This window comes from Rhizobium sp. Root482 (assembly GCF_001426565.1).
Classification (GTDB): Bacteria; Pseudomonadota; Alphaproteobacteria; order Rhizobiales; family Rhizobiaceae; genus Pararhizobium.
The window spans coordinates 29,554-56,135 of record NZ_LMFA01000026.1 but is presented as its reverse complement, the minus strand read 5'-3'; the positions used below and the strand labels follow the sequence as shown (position 1 = coordinate 56,135).

The 26,582-nt window shown below is 61.0% G+C and carries 25 protein-coding genes and 1 tRNA gene; 15 read left to right on the top strand and 11 right to left on the bottom strand.

Features of this window, described 5'->3' with window-relative positions; genetic code table 11:
* The first annotated feature begins 42 nt into the window (after positions 1-42).
* From ASD31_RS23150 to ASD31_RS23140, 3 genes are all read left to right on the top strand, one after another.
* Positions 43-1,221 carry a phosphoserine transaminase gene (locus ASD31_RS23150; protein ID WP_156392801.1) on the top strand — a complete coding sequence of 393 codons (1,179 nt, stop codon included), beginning with the start codon at positions 43-45 and terminating at the stop codon, positions 1,219-1,221.
* 70 nt (positions 1,222-1,291) lie between these two features.
* Positions 1,292-2,887 carry a phosphoglycerate dehydrogenase gene (gene serA / locus ASD31_RS23145; RefSeq protein ID WP_056339643.1) on the top strand — a complete coding sequence of 532 codons (1,596 nt, stop codon included), beginning with the start codon at positions 1,292-1,294 and terminating at the stop codon, positions 2,885-2,887.
* 73 nt (positions 2,888-2,960) lie between these two features.
* A complete protein-coding gene (locus tag ASD31_RS23140) occupies positions 2,961-3,461 on the top strand; it encodes a GNAT family N-acetyltransferase (RefSeq protein WP_056339640.1) in 501 nt (166 codons plus the stop codon).
* Between the two features lie 103 nt (positions 3,462-3,564).
* On the opposite strand, the gene ASD31_RS23135 is transcribed toward ASD31_RS23140, so the two are convergent.
* Positions 3,565-4,461 (bottom strand): DMT family transporter, encoded by an 897-nt coding sequence (locus ASD31_RS23135; protein ID WP_156392784.1) that lies wholly within the window; start codon positions 4,459-4,461, stop codon positions 3,565-3,567.
* 206 nt (positions 4,462-4,667) lie between these two features.
* Here ASD31_RS23135 and ASD31_RS23130 point away from each other — a divergent pair, with 206 nt between their 5' ends.
* Both ASD31_RS23130 and ASD31_RS23125 read left to right on the top strand, forming a co-directional pair.
* Positions 4,668-5,966 carry an adenylosuccinate synthase gene (locus ASD31_RS23130; RefSeq protein ID WP_056339633.1) on the top strand — a complete coding sequence of 433 codons (1,299 nt, stop codon included), beginning with the start codon at positions 4,668-4,670 and terminating at the stop codon, positions 5,964-5,966.
* Between the two features lie 62 nt (positions 5,967-6,028).
* On the top strand, positions 6,029-8,314 hold the full coding sequence (locus ASD31_RS23125; RefSeq protein WP_056339625.1) for a hypothetical protein: 2,286 nt from the start codon (positions 6,029-6,031) through the stop codon (positions 8,312-8,314).
* A 68-nt stretch (positions 8,315-8,382) separates the two neighbouring features.
* Here the strand turns inward: ASD31_RS23125 and rpoH are convergent, their stop codons facing one another.
* The 3 genes from rpoH to ASD31_RS23110 form a co-directional block, all read right to left on the bottom strand.
* Positions 8,383-9,288, bottom strand: a complete 906-nt coding sequence (gene rpoH, locus ASD31_RS23120; RefSeq protein ID WP_056339622.1) for an RNA polymerase sigma factor RpoH — start codon at positions 9,286-9,288, stop codon at positions 8,383-8,385.
* A 225-nt stretch (positions 9,289-9,513) separates the two neighbouring features.
* Positions 9,514-9,771 (bottom strand): DUF2171 domain-containing protein, encoded by a 258-nt coding sequence (locus ASD31_RS23115; RefSeq protein ID WP_056339619.1) that lies wholly within the window; start codon positions 9,769-9,771, stop codon positions 9,514-9,516.
* 92 nt (positions 9,772-9,863) lie between these two features.
* Complete coding sequence (locus ASD31_RS23110; protein ID WP_056339616.1) at positions 9,864-10,892, bottom strand: RluA family pseudouridine synthase; 1,029 nt, start codon at positions 10,890-10,892, stop codon at positions 9,864-9,866.
* A 30-nt stretch (positions 10,893-10,922) separates the two neighbouring features.
* Between ASD31_RS23110 and ASD31_RS23105 the strand changes: the two genes are divergently transcribed.
* Together ASD31_RS23105 and ASD31_RS23100 are read left to right on the top strand one after the other, a co-directional pair.
* Positions 10,923-11,306, top strand: a complete 384-nt coding sequence (locus ASD31_RS23105) for a DUF6476 family protein (protein WP_056339613.1) — start codon at positions 10,923-10,925, stop codon at positions 11,304-11,306.
* Positions 11,307-11,318: 12 nt separating this feature from the next.
* A complete protein-coding gene (locus ASD31_RS23100; protein WP_056339610.1) occupies positions 11,319-12,146 on the top strand; it encodes a TrmH family RNA methyltransferase in 828 nt (275 codons plus the stop codon).
* 19 nt (positions 12,147-12,165) lie between these two features.
* Here ASD31_RS23100 and ASD31_RS23095 read toward each other — a convergent pair whose 3' ends face one another.
* A complete protein-coding gene (locus ASD31_RS23095) occupies positions 12,166-13,353 on the bottom strand; it encodes a hypothetical protein (protein ID WP_056339608.1) in 1,188 nt (395 codons plus the stop codon).
* A gap of 152 nt (positions 13,354-13,505) precedes the next feature.
* Positions 13,506-14,051, bottom strand: a complete 546-nt coding sequence (locus ASD31_RS23090) for a DUF1134 domain-containing protein (RefSeq protein ID WP_244483960.1) — start codon at positions 14,049-14,051, stop codon at positions 13,506-13,508.
* A gap of 326 nt (positions 14,052-14,377) precedes the next feature.
* On the opposite strand from ASD31_RS23090, the gene chpT reads away from it, so the two are divergent.
* Together chpT and ASD31_RS23080 are read left to right on the top strand one after the other, a co-directional pair.
* Positions 14,378-15,037 (top strand): histidine phosphotransferase ChpT, encoded by a 660-nt coding sequence (gene chpT, locus ASD31_RS23085; RefSeq protein ID WP_056339606.1) that lies wholly within the window; start codon positions 14,378-14,380, stop codon positions 15,035-15,037.
* Between the two features lie 99 nt (positions 15,038-15,136).
* Positions 15,137-15,499, top strand: coding sequence for a response regulator (locus ASD31_RS23080; protein ID WP_056340663.1), 363 nt, complete (start codon positions 15,137-15,139; stop codon positions 15,497-15,499).
* A gap of 210 nt (positions 15,500-15,709) precedes the next feature.
* Here ASD31_RS23080 and ctrA read toward each other — a convergent pair whose 3' ends face one another.
* A complete protein-coding gene (ctrA, locus tag ASD31_RS23075; RefSeq protein ID WP_056339603.1) occupies positions 15,710-16,408 on the bottom strand; it encodes a response regulator transcription factor CtrA in 699 nt (232 codons plus the stop codon).
* Positions 16,409-16,850: 442 nt separating this feature from the next.
* Between ctrA and ASD31_RS23070 the strand changes: the two genes are divergently transcribed.
* Positions 16,851-17,201: a hypothetical protein gene (locus ASD31_RS23070; protein ID WP_056339599.1), complete on the top strand. Its 351-nt coding sequence runs from the start codon at positions 16,851-16,853 to the stop codon at positions 17,199-17,201.
* Between the two features lie 321 nt (positions 17,202-17,522).
* Here the strand turns inward: ASD31_RS23070 and ASD31_RS23065 are convergent, their stop codons facing one another.
* Positions 17,523-17,798: a DUF1153 domain-containing protein gene (locus ASD31_RS23065; protein WP_037099805.1), complete on the bottom strand. Its 276-nt coding sequence runs from the start codon at positions 17,796-17,798 to the stop codon at positions 17,523-17,525.
* Positions 17,799-18,307: 509 nt separating this feature from the next.
* Between ASD31_RS23065 and ASD31_RS23060 the strand changes: the two genes are divergently transcribed.
* The 3 genes from ASD31_RS23060 to ASD31_RS23050 all read left to right on the top strand — a co-directional run bounded on the left by ASD31_RS23060 (position 18,308) and on the right by ASD31_RS23050 (position 20,623).
* Positions 18,308-19,051: a helix-turn-helix transcriptional regulator gene (locus ASD31_RS23060; RefSeq protein WP_056340660.1), complete on the top strand. Its 744-nt coding sequence runs from the start codon at positions 18,308-18,310 to the stop codon at positions 19,049-19,051.
* Between the two features lie 144 nt (positions 19,052-19,195).
* Positions 19,196-20,392: a tRNA 2-thiouridine(34) synthase MnmA gene (gene mnmA / locus ASD31_RS23055; protein WP_056340657.1), complete on the top strand. Its 1,197-nt coding sequence runs from the start codon at positions 19,196-19,198 to the stop codon at positions 20,390-20,392.
* 154 nt (positions 20,393-20,546) lie between these two features.
* A tRNA-Met gene (locus ASD31_RS23050) sits at positions 20,547-20,623 on the top strand.
* Between the two features lie 335 nt (positions 20,624-20,958).
* On the opposite strand, the gene ASD31_RS23045 is transcribed toward ASD31_RS23050, so the two are convergent.
* The 3 genes from ASD31_RS23045 to ASD31_RS26870 are packed head-to-tail and all read right to left on the bottom strand — an operon-like array spanning position 20,959 to position 23,792.
* A complete protein-coding gene (locus ASD31_RS23045) occupies positions 20,959-22,674 on the bottom strand; it encodes a recombinase family protein (protein WP_056339596.1) in 1,716 nt (571 codons plus the stop codon).
* Positions 22,671-23,174 carry a DUF2924 domain-containing protein gene (locus ASD31_RS23040; RefSeq protein ID WP_056340654.1) on the bottom strand — a complete coding sequence of 168 codons (504 nt, stop codon included), beginning with the start codon at positions 23,172-23,174 and terminating at the stop codon, positions 22,671-22,673. Before ASD31_RS23040 ends, ASD31_RS23045 begins: the two co-directional genes overlap by 4 nt.
* Positions 23,175-23,177: 3 nt before the next feature.
* Complete coding sequence (locus ASD31_RS26870; RefSeq protein ID WP_056339593.1) at positions 23,178-23,792, bottom strand: DUF3489 domain-containing protein; 615 nt, start codon at positions 23,790-23,792, stop codon at positions 23,178-23,180.
* 422 nt (positions 23,793-24,214) lie between these two features.
* On the opposite strand from ASD31_RS26870, the gene ASD31_RS23030 reads away from it, so the two are divergent.
* Positions 24,215-25,813 (top strand): site-specific DNA-methyltransferase, encoded by a 1,599-nt coding sequence (locus tag ASD31_RS23030; RefSeq protein ID WP_200952252.1) that lies wholly within the window; start codon positions 24,215-24,217, stop codon positions 25,811-25,813.
* Positions 25,806-26,582 carry a DUF5681 domain-containing protein gene (locus ASD31_RS23025; RefSeq protein WP_056339590.1) on the top strand — a complete coding sequence of 259 codons (777 nt, stop codon included), beginning with the start codon at positions 25,806-25,808 and terminating at the stop codon, positions 26,580-26,582. Before ASD31_RS23030 ends, ASD31_RS23025 begins: the two co-directional genes overlap by 8 nt.

Genomic DNA, 26,582 nt, shown 5'->3' with positions numbered 1-26,582 from the left:
ACCTCTCCCTAACGAGAGGCTTCTATCTGGAAGGATAGCATGATGAAGACCCCTGCCACACCGGACCTGCGTCCGGTCAATACCCGTTTTTCTTCTGGTCCCTGCTCCAAGCGCCCCGGTTGGTCGCTTGATGCTCTCTCCGATGCGCCGCTCGGTCGCTCGCATCGTGCCAAGGTCGGCAAGAGCAAGCTCAAGCAGGCGATCGATCTCACCCGCGAAATTCTTGAAGTGCCGGCGGATTACCGCATCGGCATCGTTCCGGCTTCCGACACCGGCGCCGTCGAAATGGCCCTCTGGTCGCTGCTCGGCGCCCGCGGCGTCGATATGGTCGCCTGGGAAAGCTTCGGCTCCGGCTGGGTTTCCGATGTCGTCAAAGAACTGAAACTTCCCGATACCCGCAAGATCGTCGCCGATTACGGCCTGTTGCCGGATCTTTCGACTATCGACTTCGACCGCGACGTGGTCTTCACCTGGAACGGTACGACCTCCGGCGTTCGCGTCCCCAATGCCGATTTCATTCCGGCAGACCGCAAGGGCCTGACGATCTGCGACGCCACGTCGGCGGCTTTCGCGCAGGAACTGGACTTTTCCAAGCTCGATGTCGTCACTTTCTCCTGGCAGAAGGTGCTGGGCGGCGAGGGCGCGCATGGCATGCTCATCCTCTCGCCGCGCGCCGTCGAGCGGCTGGAAAGCTATGTGCCGGCCTGGCCATTGCCGAAGATCTTCCGCATGACCAAGGGCGGCAAGCTCATCGAGGGCATTTTCCAGGGCGAGACGATCAACACGCCGTCGATGCTCTGCGTCGAGGATTATATCGATGCGCTCCTCTGGTCAAAGTCGCTCGGTGGCCTGAAGGCGCTGGTCGCGCGGGCTGATGCCAATGCGCAGGCGATCCATGATTTCGTCGAAAGGACCGACTGGATCGCCAATCTGGCAGAAGACCCGGCGACGCGGTCCAATACCTCAGTCTGCCTGAAGATCGTCGACAAGGAGATCGCGGCACTTGACGCGGACGCGCAGGCGGCCTTTGCCAAGGGCATGGTGACGCTCCTTGAAAAACAGGGCGTTGCCCTGGATATCGGCGCCTATCGCGATGCGCCCTCCGGTTTCCGCATCTGGGCCGGCGCGACGATCGAGACCGCCGATATCAAGGCCTTGATGCCCTGGTTCGATTGGGCATTCCAGACCCAGAAGGCGGCGCTTTCAAAAGCCGCTGCCTGAGCGGCTCCGACCGCGCCGGAGGCGCGGTCACCATTTTTCCCTATTTTGACGCAACTCATGGAGGCCTCTCATGGCACCTCGCGTACTCGTATCCGATGAACTGTCGGAAACCGCCGTCCAGATTTTCCGCGATCGCGGCGTGGAGGTGGATTTCCAGCCGAAGCTCGGCAAGGACAAGGAAAAGCTCGCCGAGATCATCGGCAACTACGATGGTCTCGCCATCCGCTCCGCCACCAAGGCGACGGAAAAGCTGATTGCCGCCGCCACCAATCTCAAGGTCATCGGTCGTGCCGGTATCGGCGTCGACAATGTCGATATTCCCGCCGCCTCGCGCCGCGGCATCATCGTCATGAACACGCCTTTCGGCAATTCGATCACCACGGCGGAGCATGCGATTGCCCTGATGTTCGCGGTAGCCCGGCAATTGCCGAGCGCCGATAGCTCGACGCAGGCGGGCAAATGGGAAAAATCGAAATTCATGGGCGTCGAGATCACCGGCAAGACGCTGGGCGTCATCGGTGCCGGCAATATTGGCGGCATCGTCTGCGCGCGCGCCATCGGCCTGAAGATGCATGTGCTGGCCTACGATCCTTTCCTCTCCAAGGAGCGGGCCGAGGAAATGGGCGTCACCAAGGTCGAGCTCGACGAACTGTTCGCAAAGGCCGATTTCATCACGTTGCATGTGCCGCTGACCGACAAGACCCGCAATATCATCGACGCAGCGGCGCTTGCCAAGATGAAGAAGGGCGTGCGCATCGTCAATTGCGCCCGCGGCGGGCTGGTTGTGGAGCAGGCGCTTGCCGATGCCATCCGGTCCGGCCATGTCGCCGGCGCCGGCTTCGATGTGTTCGAGGTCGAACCGGCAACGGAAAGCCCGCTGTTCGGCCTGCCGAATGTCGTCTGCACGCCGCATCTCGGCGCCTCCACCACGGAAGCGCAGGAAAATGTGGCGCTGCAGGTGGCCGAGCAGATGTCCGATTATCTGGTCAAGGGTGCCGTCTCCAATGCCATCAACATGCCGTCGATCACGGCCGAGGAAGCGCCGATCCTGAAGCCCTTCATCCGGCTTGCCGACGTGCTCGGCGCCTTTGTCGGGCAGGTCACGGAAAGCGCGATCAAGGAAATCGAGATCCTCTATGACGGCTCGACGGCCGGGATGAACACCAGGGCGTTGACGAGTGCCGCCCTTGCCGGTCTCATCCGTAGCCAGGTTGCCGATGTCAACATGGTTTCGGCGCCGGTGATGATCAAGGAGAAGGGCATCATCCTCTCAGAGGTCAAGCGCGACAAGACCGGTGTCTTCGATGGCTATATCAAGCTGACGGTGACGACGGCGAACCAGACGCGCTCGGTTGCCGGAACGGTATTCTCCGACGGCAAGCCGCGCTTCATCCAGATCAAGGACATCAATCTCGATGCCGATGTCGGCAACCACATGGTCTACATCACCAATACCGACGTACCCGGCATGATCGGCTTCATCGGCTCGACGCTGGGTGATGCCGGCGTCAACATTGCCAATTTCCAGCTCGGTCGCAAGGATGCGGGCTCGGATGCTATTGCGCTGCTCTATGTCGATGGTCCGGTGTCGGAAGAGGTTCTCGACAAGCTGAGGGCCAATGCCGCCATCCGACAAGCCAAGCTTTTGGCCTTCAACGTCGATTGACGGCGATACCTGTGACAGACGGAAAGGCACGCCGCGCCTCAACGCCGGCGTGCCTCCCGGTCGGGAGACTTTTATGACTGCAGACTTTTCCCTGCGGCCGGCGGTCGCCGGCGACATGGATGCGATCCTTGCAATCCAGGCTCTCGCCCACCCGAATTCCCAGGAGGATCGTGCTGTCTTCGAGGAGAGGCTGGCGCTTTATCCGGAGGGTTTTCTGGTCGCGACGCTTGAGGATGAACTCTGCGGCTATGTCATCAGTCATCCCTGGCTACGCCTTGGCCCGCCCGCCATCAATGCGTTGATCGGCGCCTTGCCGGGGAATGCGGACATCTATTATATCCACGACCTGTCGCTGCTGCCGGTCGCGCGCGGTCTCGGCCTGTCCGATATTCTAATCGGAAGATTGAAGGACCATGCGAAAGGCGCGGGATTTGCGGCCATGGCACTGACCGCCGTCGGCGGCTCCGCGGTGTTCTGGTGCCGGCATGGGTTCGTAGAGGTCGAGGAGGCTCGTCTGGCGCCGTTGCTTTCGGCCTATGGGCCCGGCTCGGTCTATATGGAGGCGGTGCTGTAACTCCGCATTTGCAACCGGCGCGCTCCATTTGTGACAGACTGATCAATGCAGCCGCAGGACGCGCGCAGCGTTTCCGTTCTTTCCGCACGCTCAGTTCGTTTCTTTAAGCCTCGTCTGCGGTCTTCGGCCGCCCGCGCTCGGCAACCGCGATGCCGCCGAGCACCAGTGCCATGGCGACGATGTGGAATATCTGCAGGGCTTCGCCGATAATCGCGATCGACAGTATCGTGCCGAAGATTGGTACTGTGTTGATGAACAGGCCGGCCCGGTTAGGGCCGATCAGTTCGACGCCGCGGACATAGAGGATCTGCGCCAGCAGCGATGGCAGGAGGGCGGCATAGGCGACGATGGCCCAGCCTCGCGCATCGGGCATGATGACCTGGCCGGCGGCAAATTCCCAGGCCACCAGCGGCAGGCTGCTGACGACGGCACCAAGCACCGTGATGGCGATCAGGCTTTTCCAGTGGATATCCGGTTTCCAGCGCAGCGCCACAGTGTAGCCGGCATAGACGAGTCCGGCGGCCATCATCAGCGCGTCGCCGCGGTTGAGCTCGAGCGACAGGAGCGTCGACAGGTCCCCATGCGATGCCGTCAGTGCGACGCCGAACAGGGTCAGCGTGAAGCCGGCGATCTGCGCCATCGAGAAGGCGGTGCGAAAGAGCAGGTAATTCACGACGAAGATCACCATGGGGATGCCGGCCTGCTCGATGACGGCATTGATCGCGCTGGTATATTGCAGGGCCGAGTAGAGAAAGGCATTGAAGCCGGTAAAGCCCAGGGCGCCGTAGCCAAGCAGGATCAACCAGTTCTTGCGGATCTTCGGCCAGTCGCGCTTGACCTGCGGTGCCGTGAAAACCAGGATTACCAGGGCGGCGGCCACCCAGCGTAGGCCGGTCAGCATCATCGGGCTCACATGCCCGACCGCCAGTTTCCCGGCAACCGAATTGCCGCCCCAGAGCAGGGTCGTGATGCACAGAATGACGTAGGCTTGAAGGTTCACAGGCAATGATTCCCCAGTCTGCAATGAAGCCGGGGGCATGACCCGAAGCTTTCGAAAGGCTCCTGATATAGGCTAAACAGTGCGGATGCCATGCAAAAAGCCCAAATCCACGGTGAAACAGGGTCGCTTTCCAAAAAACAAAACAGTATAGATGCGCGGGTTTGAAGACAGCGCATCGCAGGCGCCAAGGAAACAGGAAATCTGAAATGACGAATGTCGTGGTGGTCGGATCGCAATGGGGTGACGAAGGCAAGGGCAAGATTGTCGACTGGCTTTCCGAGCGTGCCGATATCGTCGTACGCTTCCAGGGCGGCCACAATGCCGGTCATACGCTGGTGATCGACGGAACCAGCTACAAGCTGTCGCTTCTGCCTTCGGGCGTCGTGCGTCCGGGCAAGCTTGCCGTCATCGGCAATGGCGTGGTCATCGATCCGCATGCGCTGATCGCCGAGATCGAGAAGCTCGACAAGCAGGGCGTGACTATCACCCCGGAAAATCTGCGCATCGCCGACAATGCCACGCTGATCCTGTCGCTGCACCGCGAGCTTGACGGGATTCGCGAGGATGCCGCCTCCAACAGCGGCACGAAGATCGGCACCACCCGCCGTGGCATCGGTCCGGCCTATGAGGACAAGGTCGGCCGCCGGGCCATCCGCGTCATGGATCTGGCAGACCTCGATACGCTGCCGGCCAAGGTCGATCGCCTGCTCACGCATCACAACGCGTTGCGGCGCGGGCTGGGCGAAGCCGAAGTCAGCCATGAGGCGATCATGGAGGAGCTGTCTTCGGTGGCCGCCCGTGTGCTGCCGTTCATGGAGACGGTCTGGCTTCTGCTCGACCGCCAGCGCCGCAAGGGCGCGCGCATCCTGTTCGAGGGCGCGCAGGGTACGCTGCTCGACATCGACCACGGCACCTATCCCTTCGTCACCTCGTCCAACACGGTCTCCGGGCAGGCGGCGGCGGGCTCCGGCATGGGGCCAGGCGCGCTCGGCTATATCCTTGGTATTACCAAGGCCTATACGACCCGCGTCGGGGAGGGACCTTTCCCGACCGAGCTGAACGACGAGATCGGTCAGTTCCTTGGGGAAAAGGGGCATGAATTCGGCACGGTGACGGGCCGCAAGCGTCGTTGCGGCTGGTTCGATGCGGCACTTGTGCGCCAGTCGGTGGCGACCAACGGCATCACCGGTATCGCGCTGACCAAGCTCGACGTTCTCGATGGCCTGGACGAGTTGAAGATCTGCGTCGGCTATACGCTTGACGGCGTCGAGATCGATCACCTGCCGGCTAGCCAGGCGCAGCAGGCCCAGGCAAAGCCGATCTACATCACCCTTGAAGGCTGGAAAGGCTCCACCGTCGGCGCCCGCAGCTGGGCCGATCTTCCGGCACAGGCGATCAAATATGTCCGCCAGGTGGAGGAACTGATCGGCGCTCCGGTGGCTCTGCTTTCGACCAGCCCCGAGCGTGATGACACGATACTTGTGACGGACCCGTTTGAGGACTAGTCTTCCCGGCGACGACAAGGCGGAATTTGGCGTGAAGAAGCCGATGGTATGAGAAAGTTCTGATGGCGGATTTTGTTGCAGTTATTCGAAGGACCGTCGATGGTCTGTCGGACAATGTTCCCGAGATGCGGGCCAAGGTCTATGAAAAGGCCCGCGGCGCCGTCCGCCGTCAGCTGGAAAACATGAAACCTCGTCCTTCGGACGAGATGATCGAACGCCAGATGAGCAAGCTGGAAGCGGCGATCGGTGAGGTCGAAAACGACCATGCCGAGGCCCTGCCGGCTCTGGACGAGCCGAGTCTGGAAAGTCCTCAGTCCGTCGATCTGCCCGTCGTGGGCACCGTGACCGAGGTTGAAGAGCCGCCGGCCTCGGCGGAAGCGGAAGACGCGCATCCGGCGGACGATGACGCCGACGACCAGCCTGCAGCGACAGAGCTGGAGGAGGCTTCCGACGAGGCTCCTCGCGAAGACCATCCCGTTTCCGATGCCCCGGCCGAGAACGAGCCGGCTGAACAGTCCCAGTCGGAGGAAGCCGATTACCCGCCGGAGGCGGAAGCGGTCGAGCCTGAACCAACGGCGGACGAGCCGCTGCAGGGCGAGCCGGACGTCGCCGAAGATCCGGGCTCCATCGACCCGGAAGCGGAAGATGTCGATGTGGTCGTGCAGGCGGAGCCGGCGACAGAATTCGAGGCCGAGCCTTCCACGACCGAAGACACCAATCTTGCCGACGAGCGCGGCGATGACGCTCCGGAGCCGCCTCATTTCGAGCAATCTGGCGAAGCCGTGGCCGACGAGAAGCCGGCGCCGCCGTCCGAATGGGAACTGCCGGAGTGGACCGACACGCCGCCGCTTGCCGTCGACAGCGAACCTGTATCGACAGAGTCCGACGAAGCGGTATCGACCGCGGACGAGATACCCGACCTTTCGGACTATGAGCCGGTCGAAACCGTCGTGCCGATCGGCGCGGAGGCGGATGACAAGGAGCGCCATCCCGACGAGCCTTCGCATTCCTGGGCCTGGGACGACAGCGATCCTTTCGCGCAGAATACGTCTCCCGCCGCTGCTGAAAGCTCCGAGCCGGCGATTTCGGATTGGTCATGGCCGGTAGAAAAGCCCGCCGAGCCGGATTCCCCGGCGCAATCCGGTACATGGACGGATATAGAAGACCTTCTCACGCAGGGCGGCGCCGGAGCGGCTGCGGGCGCTGCGGCGGCACCGTCGCTGGCGCAGGATGGCGCCACGACCGAAGACGGTGCCATGGAGGCGCCGGCACGACCGGTTTCCTATCGCACCGAGCCGAAGCGATCCGCTTTCAACGTGAAGAGGATCGCGCTCGCGGCCGGACTGGTGCTTGTTCTCGGTGGCGCCGGCTATGCGTATTGGCAGAACCAGGCCCAGGTGAACGGCTGGGTTTCAGGCATGGTTGCATCGGTGACCTCGCAAGCGCCGGAGCAGACGAGCACCGATACGTCTGCGCCAGACGACGGGACGACCGAACTGTCAACGCCGGGAACGGGCGCGCAGACACCGGCTCAAACGGATACGGCAGCACCCGCTACCAAATTCACCCAGCAACTCCAGACCGACGGGACGGAGATCGATCAGGGGCCGGCAGCGGCACCGGCCGGCGAAGCGGCCACCGAGGAGGGCAAGTCGGTCGCTGCCCAGACCGAGGCCGGAAAGCCGCAGGAGAGCGCCCAGGCGACACCGGGCACGCCGGCGGCGGATGGGCAGGGCGCCCCCGCGGGACAATCGACGAGCGAAGCGGCAGTCGTGCCCGCCGGCGCCCAGAAGATGTTTCTCTATGAGGAGCGGCTCGGGCAATCCGCGCCGACGGCGATCGAGGGCAATGTCGTCTGGTCGGTCAAGGAAGAATCTCCGGGCGCGGATGCCCGGCCGGAGCCGACCATCCAGGCGCAGATCAGTGTTCCCGATCGCGGCCTGACGGCGATCATGACGATCAAGCGCAATGCCGACCGCTCGCTGCCGGCAAGTCATGTGATCGAGATCGTCTTCTCGCTGCCCGAGAATTTCGAAGGGGGCGCCATCGAGTCGGTGCAGCGCGTGGCGATGAAGCGGAACGAACAGGACCGCGGCGATCCGCTGATCGGCGTGGCTGCCAAGATCACCGACGATTTCCACATGATCGCGCTCAACGATTTCCCGGAGGCGACGGCGACCAATCTGGAACTGCTGCGCAACCGCACCTGGCTGGATATTCCGCTGACCTATCGCAACGGCCGCCGCGCCCTGCTGACGCTGGAAAAGGGAACTACCGGAACGGAAGCCTTTACCAAGGCCCTGCAGGCCTGGAGCCTTGCCGCAAAGCCGAATCCGGCCGTGCAATAATCCCTGGCATATACGCATGAAAAAGCCGGCTGGGCGACCAGCCGGCTTTTCTGTTCTACTCGCCGATGTCAGGCGTCTTCGACGACCCGCAGCGCGTTCTGCCGCTCCTGTGCCGCCTTGCGGACGGCATCCTGCACCTTTTCGAAGGCGCGAACCTCGATCTGGCGGACACGTTCGCGGCTGATGTCGAATTCGGTCGACAGATCCTCGAGGGTGATCGGGTCTTCGGCAAGCCGACGCGCCTGGAAGATGCGACGCTCGCGGTCGTTCAGCACCTTCATGGCGCTCGACAGCAGACTGCGGCGGCTTTCCAGCTCGTCCTGCTCGATCAATATGTCTTCCTGGTTGTCGTGGTCATCGACCAGCCAGTCCTGCCATTGTCCGGATTCGCCTTCGCCGGCCTTGATCGGCGCATTCAGCGATGCGTCTCCGGAAAGACGCTGGTTCATGGAGATGACTTCAGCTTCCGAAACATTCAGCGTCGTGGCGATATGCGCCACCTGTTCTGGTTTCAGGTCGCCTTCGTCGAGTGCCTGGATCTTGCCCTTCAGGCGGCGCAGGTTGAAGAACAGCCGCTTCTGGTTGGCGGTCGTGCCCATTTTCACCAGAGACCAAGAGCGCAGGATATATTCCTGGATCGAGGCCTTGATCCACCACATGGCGTAGGTCGCAAGGCGGAAGCCGCGCTCGGGATCGAATTTCTTGACCGCCTGCATCAGGCCGACATTGCCTTCGGAAACGACTTCACCGATCGGCAGGCCATAGCCGCGATAGCCCATGGCGATCTTCGCCACCAGTCGGAGATGGCTGGTCACGAGCCGATGGGCGGCTTTGCGGTCGTCATGCTCCTGATAGCGCTTGGCGAGCATGTACTCTTCCTGCGGCTCGAGCATGGGGAATTTGCGGATTTCGTCCAGGTAGCGGTTGAGGCCGCCTTCTCCGGCGGTAATTGACGGCAATGTGCTGCGGGCCATGATGCACCCCCCTTTCGCGTTCCGGCCTCCTTTTGGCAAGCCGGCATGTGGGTCAGTCCGACCCCACATGTTCGTAGATAAGTGCGGCGAAAGCATGATTCAAGAATGCCGGTATCGCTTGCATGCGATACCGGAAACCACAGGCCAGATCAGTCTTCGCCTGTAGATCGGGTTCGCCCGTGAAATATCCAGTCGTGAAATATCAAGGGCGGAACAGCTTGCGGATCAATGGACGGAGGACGCGTCGCCTTCTTCCTCGAAGGAAACGGCGACATCGCCATTAGCGCTCAGCCGCACACGGTTGTTTTCGACGCCGGCGACCAGGGCAAGCGAGATGAAATGGTGATGGCCTTCGTGGCCGGCGCCGCTGTCCTTCTTGGTCAGCTTGATGCGGTCGCCTTCGACGCGATCGACCGTTCCGACATGGATGCCATCGGCACTGATGATTTCGGCATGTTCCCTGATTTGCGCTGCATCGACCATCTGGTTTCTCCTTCTGCTGATCCTACAACGCGCGAGACCGGCAAAGGATGCCCCGGCACCGAAGTTTTTCGGCAGAGAGGGAGGAGCCGGCCTCAGGCGCCAGTTTTCAGCGCTTCGACCAGTTCGCGCATATCCTCGGGGACGGGGGATTCGAAATGCAGGGTTTCTCCGGTCGTCGGATGCTCGAAGGCCAGCATGAAGGCATGCAGCGCCTGGCGGGGGAAGCGATTGACGACAGCTTTTGCAGCATCCGGCAGAAGATTGGCCTTGGTCCTGAAGGCGGCGCCGTAATCGGGATCACCGATCAGCGGATGGCCGATATGGGCCATGTGCACGCGAATCTGATGGGTGCGTCCGGTTTCGAGATTGCATTTGACCATCGCGGCGAGCGCCGTCGCATCCGGTTTTTCGAGATAGCGCTCGATGACCTCGTAATGGGTGATCGCCTCGCGCGCGTCATCGTCGCCCTCGCGCTTGACGGCGCGCTTGATGCGGTCGCCGGCGCGCCCGAGCGGCGCGTCGATCGTTCCCTTCAGGCCGCGCGGCCTGCCCCAGACCACCGCCATATAGGCGCGCTCCAGCGGGCCGGTGCGGCCATGGTCGGCGAACTGGTCGGAGAGATGGCGATGGGCGATGTCGTTCTTGGCGACGACCATGACGCCGCTGGTCTCCTTGTCGAGCCGGTGGACGATGCCCGGCCGCTTGACGCCGCCGATGCCGGAAAGGCTGTTGCCGCAATGATGGATCAGCGCATTCACCAGCGTGCCGGTCCAATTTCCAGCTCCCGGATGCACGACGAGGCCGGCCGGCTTGACCAGCACGATCAGGTCGTCGTCCTCGTAAAGCACATCGAGCGGAATATCCTCGCCCTTTGGCTCCGGGTCTTCAGGCTCCGGCAGGCCGATCTCGAAGATATCGCCAGGCTGCACCTTCCTCTTCGGTTCCTTGACGATCTTGCCGTTGACCGAGACTTCACCCTGCTCGATCAGGCTCTTGATGCGGTTGCGGGAAAATTCGCCAGCCAGGGCTTCGGTCAGGAAGGCATCCATGCGGCCGGCCGCCTCTTCATTTGCGGTGAGGACTTTCCTAATCGCCGGGGCTTGTTTAAAGGGGTCGGTCATTGTCGTTCCATTCCGCAGCTAGGGCCAGCCATGTCTACTCGCAAACCAGACGAACAGGAAGAAAAGCCGCTCGATCCGGTCATGGAGAATGTGCGCCGCAAGATGATCCGCCTGCAGCTCGTCTCGGCCGGTGTCATGGTGGTGATGCTTATGGTCGTGCTGGGAGCAATTGTCTACAAGCTAACGCGCCCTAGCGACAGGGATCAGCCCCAGCCGGCGGCGATCGCTGTACCGAGCGATGCCCCGCTTGCCGCCATCGCCGTCTTGCCGGCCGGCTTCGTGGTGTCCGACGTGGCGCTTTCAGGTGGCCAGATTCTGTTCTACGGCGCCGATACGGGCGGCGAGAGCAAGGCGATCGTCTTCGATATCGCCGCTGGCCGCATCGTTGCCGATATTTCCGTCACGGCCAATTGAGGAAGAACGTCCGTGCACCCGGCTCCGGTTCGCATAGAGACCCCTGACGACCCGCGTATTGCCGGCTTCGTCTCGATCCGGGAGCGCGATCTCACCGGGCGGCATGGGCGCTTCATCGCCGAGGGGACGGTCGTGCTGCGCATGCTCGCAGCGGCCCATCGGGCCGGCCAGGGCATCGGGGCGGAGGCGATCCTGCTGCTGGAAAGCCGGGTTGAAGGCGTCTCTGCTATCCTCGCCGATTTCCCGGCGCATATTCCGGTCTATGTCGCCAGTGCCGCCGTCTTCGACGCCATTGCCGGCTTCAACATGCACCGTGGCGTGCTGGCACTGGGAAAGCGCGACCATGCGCCGGATATGGAGGCACTTCTGGGCGGGCTTCCGGAAAAAAGCCTGGTGCTGGCGGCCTGCGGCATTTCCAATCATGATAATATGGGCTCGATGTTTCGCAATGCCGCGGCTTTCGGGGCCGATGCGGTGCTGATGGACGAAACCAGTTGCGATCCGATGTACCGCAAGGCGATCCGGGTCTCCGTGGGGTCGGTGCTGACCATGCCTTTTGCCCGCGAGGGCTCGGTGGCGGCGCTAATCGAGCGCCTGCAGCGGGAAGAGTTCTCTATCTGGGGACTGTCGCCACGCGGCGAGACCGATCTCTGCGATATTCCCGCATGTCCGCGCACGGCACTTCTGATGGGAACCGAAGGGGAGGGGCTGCCGGCTTCCGTCCTTGCCTCGATCCGCACGGCGTGTATCCGCCAGCGTCCCGGGCTCGACAGCCTGAATGTCGCGACGGCAACGGGCATTGCCCTGCATCAGGTGGCGATGATCAACGGGCTGATATGATCCGGGCGATGTTCCAGGATCAAATGCCTTCCGGCGAAAGCAGGGCGCTCGCCCGGCTGGCAAGGTTTTTACCGCCGTCGGTCGGCGTGGCATTTTCGACGGCAAGGAGAGCAGGGATCGGCGACGCCTCGCCTTCGCGGGTTGCCGTCAGCGCCACCATGGCGGCGGCGATCCCGGCGATTTCCTCGCGGAATATGTCGTCCTGTGCCGTCGTCTTCGAAAGGACCAGTTGCTCCGACAGCGCCGCTGCCCGCTCGCGGACCTGTTCGGCGGACTGATTGCCGGTTGCCGGGGCGGCGGCCTGCTCGAGTGTGGGTACCGCCTGCGCCGCCTGGCCGTCGGATGGGAGGTTGGCGACCGGCTCGCGGTTTTCCTTTGGGACCGGCAGTGCAATGCCTGCCGCACGCAAGGCGCGGCTGGCGTCGCGCAATTCGGCCGTCGCATCCTTCAGCTTGGCCTTCAGTCGTCCGATCTCGGCGGCCCGCCGCTCGAGGAAATTATCCTTGTCGGCATTGATGGCGATTTCCCGGGCGAGCTTGGCTTCGAACTGGCGAATGCGGATATCGTCACGCGCCAGCCGGGCCTCCAGTTCGCGCCCCCGATTGCTTTCGGTCTTCAGTTCGTTGCGCAGCCGCTCGCGCTCGTCCCGCAATCCGGCAATACGGGTCTTCAGGTTTTCCGCCTCGGTGCCATAGGCGGCAACGTCGATCTTCAAGCTGTCCGCATCGGCAGAAATGCTGTCCACCTGATGGGTCAACAGGCTGATTTCTTCCGATTTCTGGCTGTTGTCTCGCTCTAGATCCGCAAGCGTCGCCTTCAGCCGCTCAATATTCTGCTCCCGCTGGCGGGCGGCCGAGCGCAGGTCGGCGGCCTCCACATTCATGTCGGCGATCTGGGCGCTGAGATCGGCATTTTCGCCGGCAAGGCGTTGGAGGTCCTGCAGGACCGTGCCGTTCTCCACCATCAGCGCGACGGTCCTGTCGCGCTCGCGCTTCAAGGTCTGGCTGATGCGGGCGTTCTCCGCCGCATAGCCGGCGCGGGCGGCATCCTTCTGGGCGCGCACCTCCTGCGGCGACAGCGGCATCGTCGCTTTCAGCCGGTCTTCTGCAAAGCGCACAATGCGCCTGTGAACGACCGGCGCCGCCAGGAGGCCGAGAATGGCCGCGGTCAGGAAACCCAGCGCAAACAGAAGAGCAAATTCAATCACAGGTCAGTCATCTCGATTTGAAGCGGCGGCAAAAGGTCCATTCCGTACTTTGTAGCGGGTTGCGACAGTTTGACGAGAGCCATGCTTCAAATATTCGCGATCGTGCCTTTTATGCAAGGTGTCCGTCAGGCGTAAGCCGGCACCAGCCTGCCTTAGAAGGGGTTCCAGGTCGGCTGCTGCGTCAGCTTCAGATAGCCGACATTGATGCCGAGCCGCGCGCCGAGCCCGGTGCGGATGGGAACCAGCACGATATTTTCATCGGTCAGCACCGTCATGCCGACGCCGGCGACCACATAGGCCGAACCGGTCACGCCGCCGAAGCGCTTATAGAGCGAAGGGACAGCCGGCAGATTGTAGACTAGCATCATCGTCCGGCTGCCCTGGCCGCCCCAGTCTATGCCGAGCGAAGGTCCCTGCCAGAAGACATCGTGCTGGCCGGCATTCTTGGTATAGAGGTCGCCTTCGCCATAGGTGAGGCCGGCAATGAAGGCGCCGGAGCCTTCCTGTCCGAGGATGTAGCCGTTCGGCAGCCCGTAGTTCTGGAATGCTCTTTCGACGACCTTGGCAAGACCGCCCGATGCCGATCCGAAAAAGCCGTGGCCGGCATCGACGATTTCCTGCATCGTGTACTGGCTGCCGCCGGTGCTTTGCGCGTGCGCTGCCGTTGTGAGGCCGACCGCAGCCAGAAACAGCACCATGGCCCGTAGCCAAGTCGCTCTCACGGCAATGAAGATCCGCTGCATAATTTTCTCCGTACCATAGGGAGGCCGCGTGATATTTGCTGGCCGTCGCCTGTTCCGTCGCCGGTGACGCGTCAAACCGGGCTGATCGCAGCAATTTGAACCGATGAGCTTAATAATCGGTTTACCAAATGTGGTGTCTTTATGATCTTCACTCCGACGCTATGTCCACGCAACCTTCATGGCCTAGACTATGGGCCTAGACTGTAAAGATGAGGATCGCGGCGGGCCGCCCGATCATGCATCAAGCCGGACGTCCGAATAGAGGCATTAAGGAAACGACCATGGGAAAGAACCCGAACCTGACCTTGACCGGTCCCGATCTTGCAGCGCTTCTGTGCAGCCGGGTCTGCCATGACATCATCTCCCCCGTCGGCGCCATCAACAACGGCCTCGAGCTTCTCGACGAGGGCGGGGCGGATGCGGATGCCATGGACCTGATCCGCACCAGCGCGCTGAACGCATCGGTCCGCCTGAAATTCGCGCGGCTGGCATTCGGTGCCTCCGGCTCCGTGGGCGCCTCGATCGATACGGGCGAGGCGGAAAAGGTGGCCAAGGATTTCGCCTCCGTCGAGAAGAAGACCGAAGTCGTCTGGACCGGCCCGCGCGTCATCATTGCCAAGAACCGGGTCAAGCTCCTGCTCAACCTGTTCCTGATCGCCTATGGTGCCATTCCGCGCGGCGGCTCCATCGAGGTAGTGCTGGAAAACCCGGAATATGACGCAGTGTTCAAGCTGATCGCCAAGGGCCGGATGATGCGCGTCCCACCGAAACTGGTCGAGCTTCTGTCGGGCACGCTCGAAGAAGCCGTCGATGCCCACACGATCCAGCCCTATTATACGGTGCTGCTGGCGGATGAGGCCGGCATGGAGATCGCGGTCGACTCGACCAGCGAGGAGATCGTCTTCTCCGCGAAAATGGCGGCCATCGAAGAGGCCGTATAATTCGCTTTCGGCGCTCGCGGTAACCGAATCTTTGCCAAACCGGACTAGGGTTGTTCCGAGGGATTGAATTCCCGCATGGGTGCAGAGAAGGAACCGGAAATGCAGCGCTTGATGATCGCCGATGATTCAGACGTCGTACGCAAGGTCGGAAAGCGCATTCTCTCCGGGTTGAATTTTCTGGTGTCCGAAGCGGCCAATGGCCTGGAGGCGTTGGTGCGCTGCGAAGCCGAGCTCCCGAATATCATCATCGTCGATGCCGCGCTCGACGGCGCGCTGGACCTCATCGCCAATATCCGCAACCTGCCGAACGGCAAGACCGTGCGCATCTATTATTGCGTGGTCGAGGCGGATCTAAAGAAGATGATGGCTGGCAAGCGCGCCGGCGCGGACGATTTCCTGCTGAAGCCGTTCGACCGGAAAATCCTGACCAGCGTCTTCGGCAACCTGGCGATCGCCGCCTGACGGGCTGAAACAACATAAGTCGTCGGAAAGCCGCTGCCTGCCGGGACGCGGCTTTTTTCATGCCTACCGCAAGGAATGGCGCCACTTCCGGTGGACACGAAAAACCCGCCGGTAAAAGGCGGGTTCTATAGCGTCTCGGTCTATCGGGCCGGACGGGGCCGCATATGCGGGATGCGGAGGGCGCCGGCTGATGAGGTGAGAATGGGCGGATCAGGCGCTTTCGGCGAGATCACCTTCCGGTTCGCGCAGCACATAGCCGCGGCCCCAGACGGTCTCGATATAATTGGCGCCGCCGGCGGCATTGGCCAGCTTCTTGCGCAGCTTGCAGATGAAGACGTCGATGATCTTCAGTTCAGGCTCGTCCATGCCGCCATAGAGATGGTTGAGGAACATTTCCTTGGTGAGGGTCGTGCCCTTGCGGAGCGAAAGCAGCTCCAGCATCTGGTATTCCTTGCCGGTCAGGTGAACGCGCTGGCCGCCGACCTCGACGGTCTTGGCATCCAGATTGACGATCAGCTCGCCGGTGGAAATGACCGACTGGGCATGACCCTTGGAACGGCGCACGATCGCATGAATGCGGGCAACCAGTTCGTCCTTGTGGAAAGGCTTGGTCATGTAGTCGTCGGCGCCGAAGCCCAGGCCGCGAACCTTGTCCTCGATGCCGGCCATGCCGGAGAGGATGAGGATCGGCGTCTTGACCTTGGAAAGGCGCAGCGTCCGCAGGACCTCGTATCCGGACATGTCCGGCAGGTTGAGATCAAGCAGGATGATGTCGTAATCATAAAGCTTGCCGAGATCGACGCCTTCTTCACCGAGATCGGTGGTGTAAACGTTGAAACTTTCCGACTTGAGCATCAATTCGATGCTCTGCGCTGTCGCGCTGTCGTCTTCAATAAGTAGAACCCGCATAATTGTCCCCTTTTCCGCCGCCGAAAGGTCGTTGTGGCCCCCTTACGCGATACGGATCCAGTCGTTGCCTGATTTGGAGGCTGCCAGCAAATGGTTAACAAATTCTGATTCACTCTGGCAAGGTGTATCGAAAATGTTAAATATTTTTTGCAGCCCCCTGTTTTTGCATGTGAATCCAGCATGACATCCTTAATGTGTAACCTTAAGAAAGCCTGCTATCCGATTCATCTGACTCAATCTCTACCGAACCTCAAATTTAACGTGCGGCATTTACTGACCCTTAAATGATCGTCCCTATGATTAACGATGCCCGTAAACGAAAGGTTACCAGCGGTAGGATTTTGTTAAGATCGCTGTAATTTTTTTCATTTCCGACACCGTAGGGTCGGTTGATCGGGCCAAAATCCAGTAACCGGGGTCTTGCATCACGGGAGTATTGCGTATGAAGTCACGTGAGAGCCTTGTTCGCCTGAAGGAATTTCAGGTGAAGGAGAAACAGCGTCAATTGAGCCAGCTTCAATTGATGATGTCCGAATTTGAACGGATGACCAAGGAATTGGAAAACCAGATCATCTTCGAGGAAAAGAAATCGGGGATCTCCGATCCCGCGCATTTCGCCTATCCGACCTTTGCCAAGGCCGCCCGCCAAAGGGCGGACAATCTTCAGGTCTCGATCCGGGAATTGAAGGTGCAGCAGGATGCAGCCGAACTGGCGCTCGAAGAGGTCCAGGCGGAACATGCCAAGGCTGCGGCGCTGGAAGAGCGAGATAACGGCCAGCGCATGCGGGCTTGAGTTTCGTCTGACGCATCTGGCCAAAAGGCCCTTCTCACGGACTGACCCAGGCCCGTGAGAAGGGCCTTTTGCATGCCGGACTTGTCGGAGCCAGAACCGACTTCGGCCTTTTTCTCTCCGCACGGATCTACATGCGCCGCGCAGGGTCGGCGGCATGGATTTCGGCGTGGCGACAGAATGGGAAGGATGAGGCGTGGCGGCGGCCGGGACGGATATCCGGCCGATACGGTGCACGGCAAAGCGGCATGTTGCGCCGAATGCAAACAGTTCGGGCGGCTGCCGGTCATGGCAGCCGCCCGAAAAGATCGATGTGAAACTATGTCAGTGACGATATTGCTGGATGCGGGTGGTACGCAGGCCTGCAAGCCCGTGGTCGCTGATCGAGGATTGCCAGGAAAGAAATTCTTCGACGGTCAGGGTATAGCGGTCGCAGGCTTCTTCCAGGCTCAGCAGTCCGCCGCGCACGGCGGCGACAACCTCTGCCTTGCGGCGGATCACCCAGCGACGGGTATTGGCAGGCGGCAGGTCGGCAATCGTCAGGGGGCTGCCATCGGGTCCGATGACATATTTCACGCGGGGTCGTATCATTTCGGTCATTGGACTCTCTACACATACTCAAGACCATATGCGCTCAACCTAGCGTGCCACATTTAATATTTGCCTAAGCGGCAGGTAACAATTTGCTAATAATTTGAGAGACTTCAGGCAGCGCGCGAATGTCTGCGGCCCGATGCCCGCCTTTGATCCTTCCCGGCAGAAGCCGGCGCCGCTTCCTGTCAAAGGGCTGAAATCGCTGTACTGTCCCGACCATCCGACGATATCCGTGCCGATCGAGCAGCCGCATGGGAGCTATGCAGATATGGCAGTTTAATTTTTACGGGATTATTGTTATTACCCTCCCGAGTAGAGCATAAGCGCCTTTATGGACGCTCCGGAATACTCCCTCTGCGTGACTTTATTTCCGAACCTGCGACTGTTGCTTCGATCGTGCCGATACGGGCACTTTCGGATTTTCGCCGGTTTCGATTTAACTTTACCGCCATGGCAGTCCGGAAAGAAGTTTCGAGAGCCGGCACGCCCGGCCCGCAGGGATGGTGACCGAAATCATGAGAGATGGCGACAAGCTGGCCTTGCGAAGCGAGGCCTATGCTGATTTTCTTTCAGGCATGAGCAGTTCCACAGTCCAAACCGAATATGAGGTGCTTCATCTGATGCGCCAGTGCACCGCACAGTTCGGTTTCCAGCATTTCATGATCGCCCGCATTCCCTTCGGCGAGGAGCAGCGTTTTGCCGAGCGCCTTGTCCTCAGCAGCTGGCCGTCCGAACTGGTGCGGGATTATGACGCCGCCACTGTTTTTCATTCAAGCGCGCTTATCGAGCAGCTGCGCCAGACCAAGCTGCCGATTTTCGGTGACACGGCCTCGCTGCTCGCTGCGGATTCCACGGCGACCGGCTGTGCCGGAAGGCTGCTTGGCGGCGAAACCATGTGCCGGACATTCGCCGTCATGCTGCATACCACCTACGGCGAGGCCTTCGCCGTCCTTTTGTCCGGAGACCGGGCCGAACCCGACCGGCGGGAGACGGCCGATCTCTATCTTGCGCTGCTGCAACTGTTTCAGACACTGGAGCGGACCTTCGAGACCGGCGCATCGACGCGCGAAAAGCTTTCCGTGCGCGAGATCGAATGCCTGCGCTGGGCGGCGGCCGGCAAGAGCAGCGACGAGATCGCCATCATCCTCGGCATTTCCGTCTATACGGTGTCGAGCTATTTCAAGACGGCGACGCGCAAGCTGGATTCCGTCAACCGCATGCAGGCGATCGCCCGCGCCATGCGGATGAAGCTGATTTGAGCGGGCAGCTGCCGCTCTTGTTCAATTCCCGCCGAGTTTCTATATAGCGGCCTTGCGGGACGGCGTTGGCCGTTTTGTGGAAACAGGCTATGGTCGGGCGAATTGGCCCGGGGAACCGATGGGCCGGATACCGGATTGGATGCCGTGAACAGTCTCGATTTTGATCGCAAGCCCCAGGATACGCGTGTCGTCGTTGCCATGTCGGGCGGCGTCGACAGTTCGGTGGTTGCCGGCATCCTCAAGCGCGACGGCTATGACGTCCTCGGCATTACCCTGCAACTCTATGATCATGGCGCCGCCGTGCATCGGGCTGGCTCCTGCTGCGCCGGCCAGGATATCGATGATGCCCGTCGTGTCTGCGAGGTTCTCGGCATTCCGCATTATGTGCTCGACTACGAACAGCGTTTTCGCGAGACTGTGATCAATCCCTTCGCCGAAAGCTATGTCGCCGGCGAAACGCCGATCCCCTGCGTCGCCTGCAACCAGACGGTAAAATTCGCCGACCTGTTGGCAACCGCCCGCGATCTCGGCGCCGATGCGCTTGCAACCGGCCATTATATCCGCTCGAAGGCGAACCCGCAGCCGGACGCGCCCGGCCGGCGGGCGCTTTTCCGCCCGACGGATGCCGATCGCGACCAGAGCTATTTCCTGTTTGCCACGACCCAGGAACAGATCGACTATCTGCGCTTTCCGCTGGGCCATCTCACCAAGGCCGAAACCCGGGCGCTGGCCGAGGACATGGGGCTTGTCGTCGCCAAGAAGGCCGACAGCCAGGACATTTGCTTCGTCCCGCAGGGCAAATATTCCGATATCGTCGCCAAGCTGAAGCCGAATGCGGCCCTGTCCGGCGATATCGTCCATCTCGACGGCCGCCTGCTCGGCAGCCATGAGGGCATCCTGCATTATACGATCGGCCAGCGCCGCGGCATCGGCGTCGCCACCGGCGAGCCGCTTTATGTCGTCCATCTTGATGCGCGCTCGCGGCGCGTCATCGTCGGGCCGAGGGAGGCGCTCGAAACGCGCCGGGTCTATCTGCGCGACGTCAACTGGCTGGGCGACGGCGATATCAACGCGGTGGCGGCGAAAGGCTTTGCCTGCTTTGCCAAGGTGCGCTCCACCCGGCAGCCGACGCCGGCGATCCTGCATGCCGATGCCGACGGCATCTCCGTCGAACTGTTGGAAGGCGAGGCCGGCGTCGCTCCCGGTCAGGCCTGCGCGCTCTATTCCGGCGCCGGCGAGGACGCCCGCGTCTATGGCGGCGGCTTCATCCTGCGCTCGGAACGGGAGGCCGCGGCGGAGGCGGCGCTGAAGGAGTTGCTACAAAGCCCGGCAGCCGCCTGAGCATGGGGCACGGGGCGTGTCCCACGCCCTTCCACAGGCCTTGAAAAACTTCCGGTTTTTTGAAACTGCGCGGCTTGACACCGGCATGAACCGCACCTTATAAGCCGCCCATTGACGGCGACGACAGCGGCCAAGGCCCTGCACGCGTCCCGGCGGCGGGGTAGCTCAGGTGGTTAGAGCAGCGGAATCATAATCCGCGTGTCGGGGGTTCGAGTCCCTCTCCCGCTACCACACAGTCAGTCGAAACCTGACGCAATCCCAAATATCGGCAATATCCTTTTATTTTCAAAGGCTTAGATGACTGTCGCTGCTATAGTCTTGCCGATTTCTCAGTCTCACCGCGTCATTTTACGCCAATTCCGCCCCGCGTCTCAAAGTGCCATTCCCAGCAGCCAAAAGTTTTGATTTCTTGGCTGCCAGTTTGCGGAGAAAGGTTCGCCAGTCTCTGTCGGTTTGGTCTTTAGCTTCTTCAGAAACCCATTCATCGACGGCGCTCGGGCGCAACGGTATACGGCCCGTCTCCAAAGAGCCGGGCCGCATTGTTTTATGGTTGTTCGTCTCTTGGTTCAGGCTGTCAGCAGTTTCGCCTGATCGGTCCAGCTCACCGGAAGGTCGAGCAAGCGTGTGAGCTTGGCGATGGTGAGATCGGCCCGTTGCCTTCCGGTCAGGATAGCTTCGGTGATCTTCGGTGCCAGGAAAGCGATGGGCAGGATGCGGCTGATGTCGGGCCCATGGATACCAAGTCGAGCGGCAACGCCGGTGTGACTTGCGCCGGATCCGTCTGTCAGGGCTTCGAGGTAAAGATGCGCCTTTGCGATCATGGCGATCAGCATGGGATCCTTCTGCTGTTGCGCCACCGGAGCATCGTCCAAGATGATCCTGGCTTCGGCACCGCGGCGCTTGAGGGTAATGGGGGCCGTGATGGAGACGGTCTCAATATCGTCTTCCGTGATTTGGGAAGATTCCCGCTGATCTGCCGAGCCACCGAGAAGCATCGAGATCAGTTTGTCGCGTGCAATGTCGAACACCATCGCATCGGTCCGCAGACTGATGCCGGAGAAGATTGTCCGCAGGATATTCTGCTTTTCGACGTGATCCTCAAGCTCGCTATACCGGGCGCGCAGATTGGCGGCTCCGATCAGCGCGTCGGCAAGCCGCACCGGTGCTCCACTGTCTTCGCACCATGTTGCCAGCCGCCGCTTGTCCGTCAGGATCGCATGAAGCTGCTGCTCGACCAGCGGCTCGATCATTGCCGACGACAGTCGCCAGACGGTTTGCGATTTCGGCTGATCGACTTGCGCTTCGGATTTCCTGTCACCGCTGCGCGAGACATAATAGCGGTAGCGCTTGCCGTGATTGTTGGCGTGTGTCGAGACAAGCGCTCGGCCCTGTTCGTCTTGAAGCAGGCCATAGAGCAGATGAACGTCGCGATGGCTGCGTGCCGAGCGGCGCTTTGGGCTTTGCTCCGTCAGCATCAGCTGAACCCGATCGAAGACTTGTCTGTCGATGATGGCAGGATGCTCCCCCTCGTAGATCGCATCCTTGTGCCGGATCCTACCGACATAGATCGGGCTGGTCAGGAGATGATGTAGATTGCCACGCCCGTAGGCCGATCGGCTGGTTCGCCGGGTGGCGCGACGATAGAGACCGGCGGCGCGGGCCTCGATCGACAGGTCGCGGATCGATCCAAGATCGAGATAACGCTCAAATAACCAGCGCACGGTATTCGCCTCTTCCTCATCGACCAACAGCTTGCGATTGATAACTTCATAGCCGAGCGGGACATTGCCGCCCATCCACATGCCTTTCTTCTTGGAGGCAGCGACCTTGTCGCGGATGCGCTCGGCCGTGACCTCGCGCTCGAACTGGGCGAAGGACAGAAGAACGTTAAGCGTCAGCCGTCCCATCGATGTTGTTGTGTTGAACTGCTGCGTGATGGAAACGAAGGAGACGCCATAGCCGTCGAAGATCTCGACGATCCTGGAAAAATCCATCAGGGCGCGGGTCAACCTGTCGATCTTGTAGACGACCACAACATCGATCTTCTTCTCCTTGATGTCGCTCAGGAGGCGTTGCAGGGCGGGGCGCTCCATGGTGCCGCCGGAGATGCCGCCATCGTCGTAGAGGTCGGGCAGAACCTTCCAGCCGAGGGACGCTTGCGAGACGATGTAAGCTTCGCAGGCTTCGCGCTGGGCGTCGAGCGAGTTGAAGGCTTGATCCAAACCCTCCTCGGAAGATTTGCGGGTGTAAATGGCGCAGCGCAGTTTCGGGATGATGCTCATAGTCCAAAAAACCTCGGTCCTGACCAGTTGGTACCGGTGATCTCACGGGCGATCTTCGACAGCGACCGGTAGCGACTGCCGGCATAGAGGAATCCACCGTCGACCACATCGACGACATGGCTGTTGCCGTTCCAGTCACGGATCAGGCGGGCTCCGGGAAGGGCCGGGCGGCGCTCGACAGGCGTTGGCGCCGCAGCGGTTTGCTCCGGGTTCAACCCTGAGACATCGATGGCCGTTGCGCCGTCACCCTTTCGGCCAGGCGCCTTGGCCTTGGCAACCTCCCGCATCGCCGCTTTCAGCATCCGTTTGGCCTCGCCGGATAAGCCGCCAAAATGCTTCTGTTGCAGATGGAAGGCGGCGGCCCGGATCAGCAGCTCCTTGTGGACGCCCTTGGGCGGTGCGGATCCAAAGTTCTTGCGCCAGAGCGCGACCAGTTCTGCGCGGGGAAGGTCGCCGAGAGCGGCGACCTTGTCTTCGATAGTTTCCCTTCTTGCGGCCATCAATCAGGCCTCCGCAGGCTGGGTAGCGGTCTCGGCGACCTCTGAGATGGGGTCGTTGCCCTCGGAAAGATCGGCGCTCGTGCCGTCATCGACAAGCTTGATGTCAGTCTCCAGACCCGCTGTCAGCTCTTCCGCGGCTTCCGTGTTGCCATCGGCGTTGACGATCCGGTAACGATGCATTCCGTGTGCGTCCGTAGTGCGGGTAACGGTCAGGCCGAGCTTTTTCTTGACCGTTCCGGAGATGAAGCCGCGCACCGAATGGGCCTGCCAGTCGGTCGTCGCCATGATAGTCTCGAGGGTCGCGCCATCGGCGCTGCGCAGTGCCGCGATCACCATTGCGGCCTTCGTCATCCTGGGGGAGGCGGGTGCCTGAGCCGGCGCCGGGGAAGACTTAGCCTCCGGCTGCAGGTCGGCCGCTAGGGGAGCTGGCGCGCAGCCGGCTTGCTGGTCTTGTGTTTCAGGCTGGGAAGCGTCCGAGGTGCTGGAGATATCGGTGAGTGCCGCGGCATCCAGTGTTTCTACCTTGCGGCTCTGGCGACCGCGTTTTGCCGGCTGAGCGGCAGATGCATCGTTCGTCACAGTGGTGCCGGTCTTCAGGGTTTCCAGAATCATTGTCATCGTCAGGCTCCGTTGTTCGAAAGAACCGGCCGATCCGGTCCTTGTACTGACGGAAGCCCGCGGGTTGGCGGGCTGATCAATCGCGGCCTTTTTGAGCCTGCGGCGGCGTCTTCGATGACCACAGCAATGCTTGCTTTGGCCACCAAGTCCAGTCGTTTCAGCTGTATACCCGGATATGGCAAAGGATCGGTTTGTCGTTAATTTTCAATTGCTTGTTCTTAAAAAATTGTTGCGCTCAGTCCCCGGATCTGCCATAGATTCGTCAAGCCGGTTGAACTGGCGATAGGACCCCGCAGCGCGGTATCCTGAGTTGCATGGTCGGGCGCTTGAAGCGTCAAGACGGAGCAGCCCCAAAGATTTTCCAACAAAGCAACTTTCCAGCCGGACTCCGTCCAGAGCATGGCTGGCTATGGAGTATCCCCATGCCCAAGACGAAAGACCCGTTGTTCAAATCGCTGAACAGCAAATCCAAAACACCCACAGGAACGTGTCCGTCGCTGCCGGCGGATGTTACCACATTCAAGAAGACGATCGTCGACCGTATCGAGATGGTTTCGGTCAACAGCTTGAAGGCGCATCCGCGCCGCACTCGCACCCATGATGAGCGCCAGATCGTCACGATCATGGGTGCGTTCAACGAATTCGGCTTTCTCAATCCCCTCATCATCGATGAAGACAATGTCGTGCTCGCCGGCGATGCCCGCGTCGAAGCGGCGCGTCGCCTCGGTATCGCGACACTGCCGGCCGTGCGTGTCGAGCATTTAAACGAGGCCGAGAAGCGCGCCTACAAGATCGCCGACAACCGTATTGCGGAACTTGCCGGCTGGGATCTGCCGGAACTCAGCATCGAACTCAACGAATTGATCGAGATCGACTTCAACATGGATGCCATCGGCTTCGATGCTCCGATGATCGATCTCGTGATGTCCGAGGCCGCGACCGAAGCCGCCAACGAGCCGGATCCCGCCGATACACTGCCGGACGCGCAGCCCGGTCCGGCAACGTCTCGTCTCGGCGATGTCTGGCAGCTCGGTCTTCACAGGGTCGTCTGCGGCAGTGCGCTGGATCCTCAGGTTCTGCAGACCCTGATGGGTGGCCGTAAAGCCCGCATGATTATGACCGACGTACCGTTCAATGTTGCCATCGGCGGTTTTGTCGGTGGTCTTGGCAAGGTCAAGCATCGCGAGTTCGCCATGGCCTCCGGCGAGATGACAAAGGCGGAGTTTCTGGAATTCCTGACCCAAGCCTCCACCATCGCCGCAAGTCATCTTGTCGACGGCGGCTTGTTCGACGGCTTCATGGACTGGCGCAGTCTCGGCGCCTACATGAACGCACTCGAAGCTGCTGGCCTTACCCAGATCAATCTTTGCGTCTGGAACAAGGGCACGGGCGGCATGGGCAGCTTCTATCGCAGCCAGCACGAGCTGTGCGTCGTCTACAAGAAGGGCACAGCAGCGCACATCAACAATGTCGAGCTTGGCAGACATGGCCGCTACCGCACCAATGTCTGGGATCATCCCGGCATGGCATCGTTCGGCCGTGGCCGCAACGAGGAGTTGAAGCTGCATCCGACGGTCAAGCCCGTTAATCTGCTGGCGGAGGCAATCAAGGATGCAACGCATCACAACGACATAGTCCTCGATACGTTTCTCGGTTCCGGCTCGACGTTGATAGCAGCACAGAAGTGCAAACGCGTCTGCTACGGCGTCGAGATCGATCCGCTCTATGTCGATACCATCGTCCGCCGCTTCGAAGCTTATGCGGGTATTGAGGCAATACATGCCGATACGGGCAAGACCTTTGCCGAGATGGCCGCGATCCGTGCACAGCAAGCAGCGGAACTTGCCGCCGATACAGCGACTGCGAGCCTGGCCACAGCCAGTCCGGCCGCTGCCACTGACGCGGAAACGTTGACGCCTCTCGAGACTGTCCGCGTCCGCACACGTCAGCGCCCTGGTGCCGAGCCGACCCTTCCCTCCGACACTCTGCCCAACGATCAGCAGGAGACACTCCATGCGTAACGACAGCAGCAAACTTCACACACTGATCAACCAGGACGAGATCGATCTCTCGCATGTCCGCAAACGGACGCGGTCGGTTCCTGCAAACACCGTCATCTCGAAGCCCGAGATTGAACAGCCCCCGGCTGCTGACACTGATCCCATGCCGGTTAATGGTGGTGGTCCGGAACGCCGCGTCATCAAGACGAAGCACGGCAAGAAGGAAGTGAACTATCAGACCGGTTACGGCCTGCCGCCGAAGTCGGGACAGTTCCAGCCGGGCCAGTCCGGAAACAAAAAAGGCCGCCCCAAACAGTCCCGTAATCTTCGTTCGGTCATGGAGGATATCTACCACCGTACGACCGAGATCCGGCGCAATGGCAAAACCGTGAAGATGCCGCTGTTCCAGGTCATACTGGAGCAGGACGCCATGAAGGCCGCCTCTGGCGAAGCGAAAGCGATCATGCGTGTCCGCAACGACCTACTCAAGCTTATGGGTTTCGACGACGCTTCCTTGCAAAAAGGCTCGGCTGCCGAGACGGCCGAAGGTCGTGCGGTCGTGCTAACCGATGGCCAGACGCGCCTGCTCAGTCATATGCGGCGTATGCAGTATCAGGAGATGGGCTTCTCGGACGAGGATATCGATGATCTCCTGAAGCTTGATTTCGGCCCCGCGGTCTTGCCTGCGAACGCTGAAGAGTCCACACCGCCTTCCACGCCGGCAACAGAACAGTCCGGTCCCGATACCGTCGATGACGACCGTCTCGACAACGACGACGAGATCATCTGA

Coding starts and splice junctions, on each gene's coding strand:
- ASD31_RS23065 (WP_037099805.1), bottom strand. CDS start 17,798: ATGACCGAAATGATACGACCCCGCGTGAAATATGTCATCGGACCCGAT.
- ASD31_RS23070 (WP_056339599.1), top strand. CDS start 16,851: ATGAAGTCACGTGAGAGCCTTGTTCGCCTGAAGGAATTTCAGGTGAAG.
- ASD31_RS23130 (WP_056339633.1), top strand. CDS start 4,668: ATGACGAATGTCGTGGTGGTCGGATCGCAATGGGGTGACGAAGGCAAG.
- ctrA (WP_056339603.1), bottom strand. CDS start 16,408: ATGCGGGTTCTACTTATTGAAGACGACAGCGCGACAGCGCAGAGCATC.
- chpT (WP_056339606.1), top strand. CDS start 14,378: ATGGGAAAGAACCCGAACCTGACCTTGACCGGTCCCGATCTTGCAGCG.
- ASD31_RS23125 (WP_056339625.1), top strand. CDS start 6,029: ATGGCGGATTTTGTTGCAGTTATTCGAAGGACCGTCGATGGTCTGTCG.
- ASD31_RS23025 (WP_056339590.1), top strand. CDS start 25,806: ATGCGTAACGACAGCAGCAAACTTCACACACTGATCAACCAGGACGAG.
- ASD31_RS23080 (WP_056340663.1), top strand. CDS start 15,137: ATGCAGCGCTTGATGATCGCCGATGATTCAGACGTCGTACGCAAGGTC.
- ASD31_RS26870 (WP_056339593.1), bottom strand. CDS start 23,792: ATGACAATGATTCTGGAAACCCTGAAGACCGGCACCACTGTGACGAAC.
- ASD31_RS23060 (WP_056340660.1), top strand. CDS start 18,308: ATGAGAGATGGCGACAAGCTGGCCTTGCGAAGCGAGGCCTATGCTGAT.
- serA (WP_056339643.1), top strand. CDS start 1,292: ATGGCACCTCGCGTACTCGTATCCGATGAACTGTCGGAAACCGCCGTC.
- ASD31_RS23150 (WP_156392801.1), top strand. CDS start 43: ATGAAGACCCCTGCCACACCGGACCTGCGTCCGGTCAATACCCGTTTT.
- ASD31_RS23140 (WP_056339640.1), top strand. CDS start 2,961: ATGACTGCAGACTTTTCCCTGCGGCCGGCGGTCGCCGGCGACATGGAT.
- ASD31_RS23105 (WP_056339613.1), top strand. CDS start 10,923: ATGTCTACTCGCAAACCAGACGAACAGGAAGAAAAGCCGCTCGATCCG.
- ASD31_RS23110 (WP_056339616.1), bottom strand. CDS start 10,892: ATGACCGACCCCTTTAAACAAGCCCCGGCGATTAGGAAAGTCCTCACC.
- ASD31_RS23045 (WP_056339596.1), bottom strand. CDS start 22,674: ATGAGCATCATCCCGAAACTGCGCTGCGCCATTTACACCCGCAAATCT.
- ASD31_RS23040 (WP_056340654.1), bottom strand. CDS start 23,174: ATGGCCGCAAGAAGGGAAACTATCGAAGACAAGGTCGCCGCTCTCGGC.
- ASD31_RS23115 (WP_056339619.1), bottom strand. CDS start 9,771: ATGGTCGATGCAGCGCAAATCAGGGAACATGCCGAAATCATCAGTGCC.
- ASD31_RS23030 (WP_200952252.1), top strand. CDS start 24,215: ATGCCCAAGACGAAAGACCCGTTGTTCAAATCGCTGAACAGCAAATCC.
- rpoH (WP_056339622.1), bottom strand. CDS start 9,288: ATGGCCCGCAGCACATTGCCGTCAATTACCGCCGGAGAAGGCGGCCTC.
- ASD31_RS23090 (WP_244483960.1), bottom strand. CDS start 14,051: ATGGTGCTGTTTCTGGCTGCGGTCGGCCTCACAACGGCAGCGCACGCG.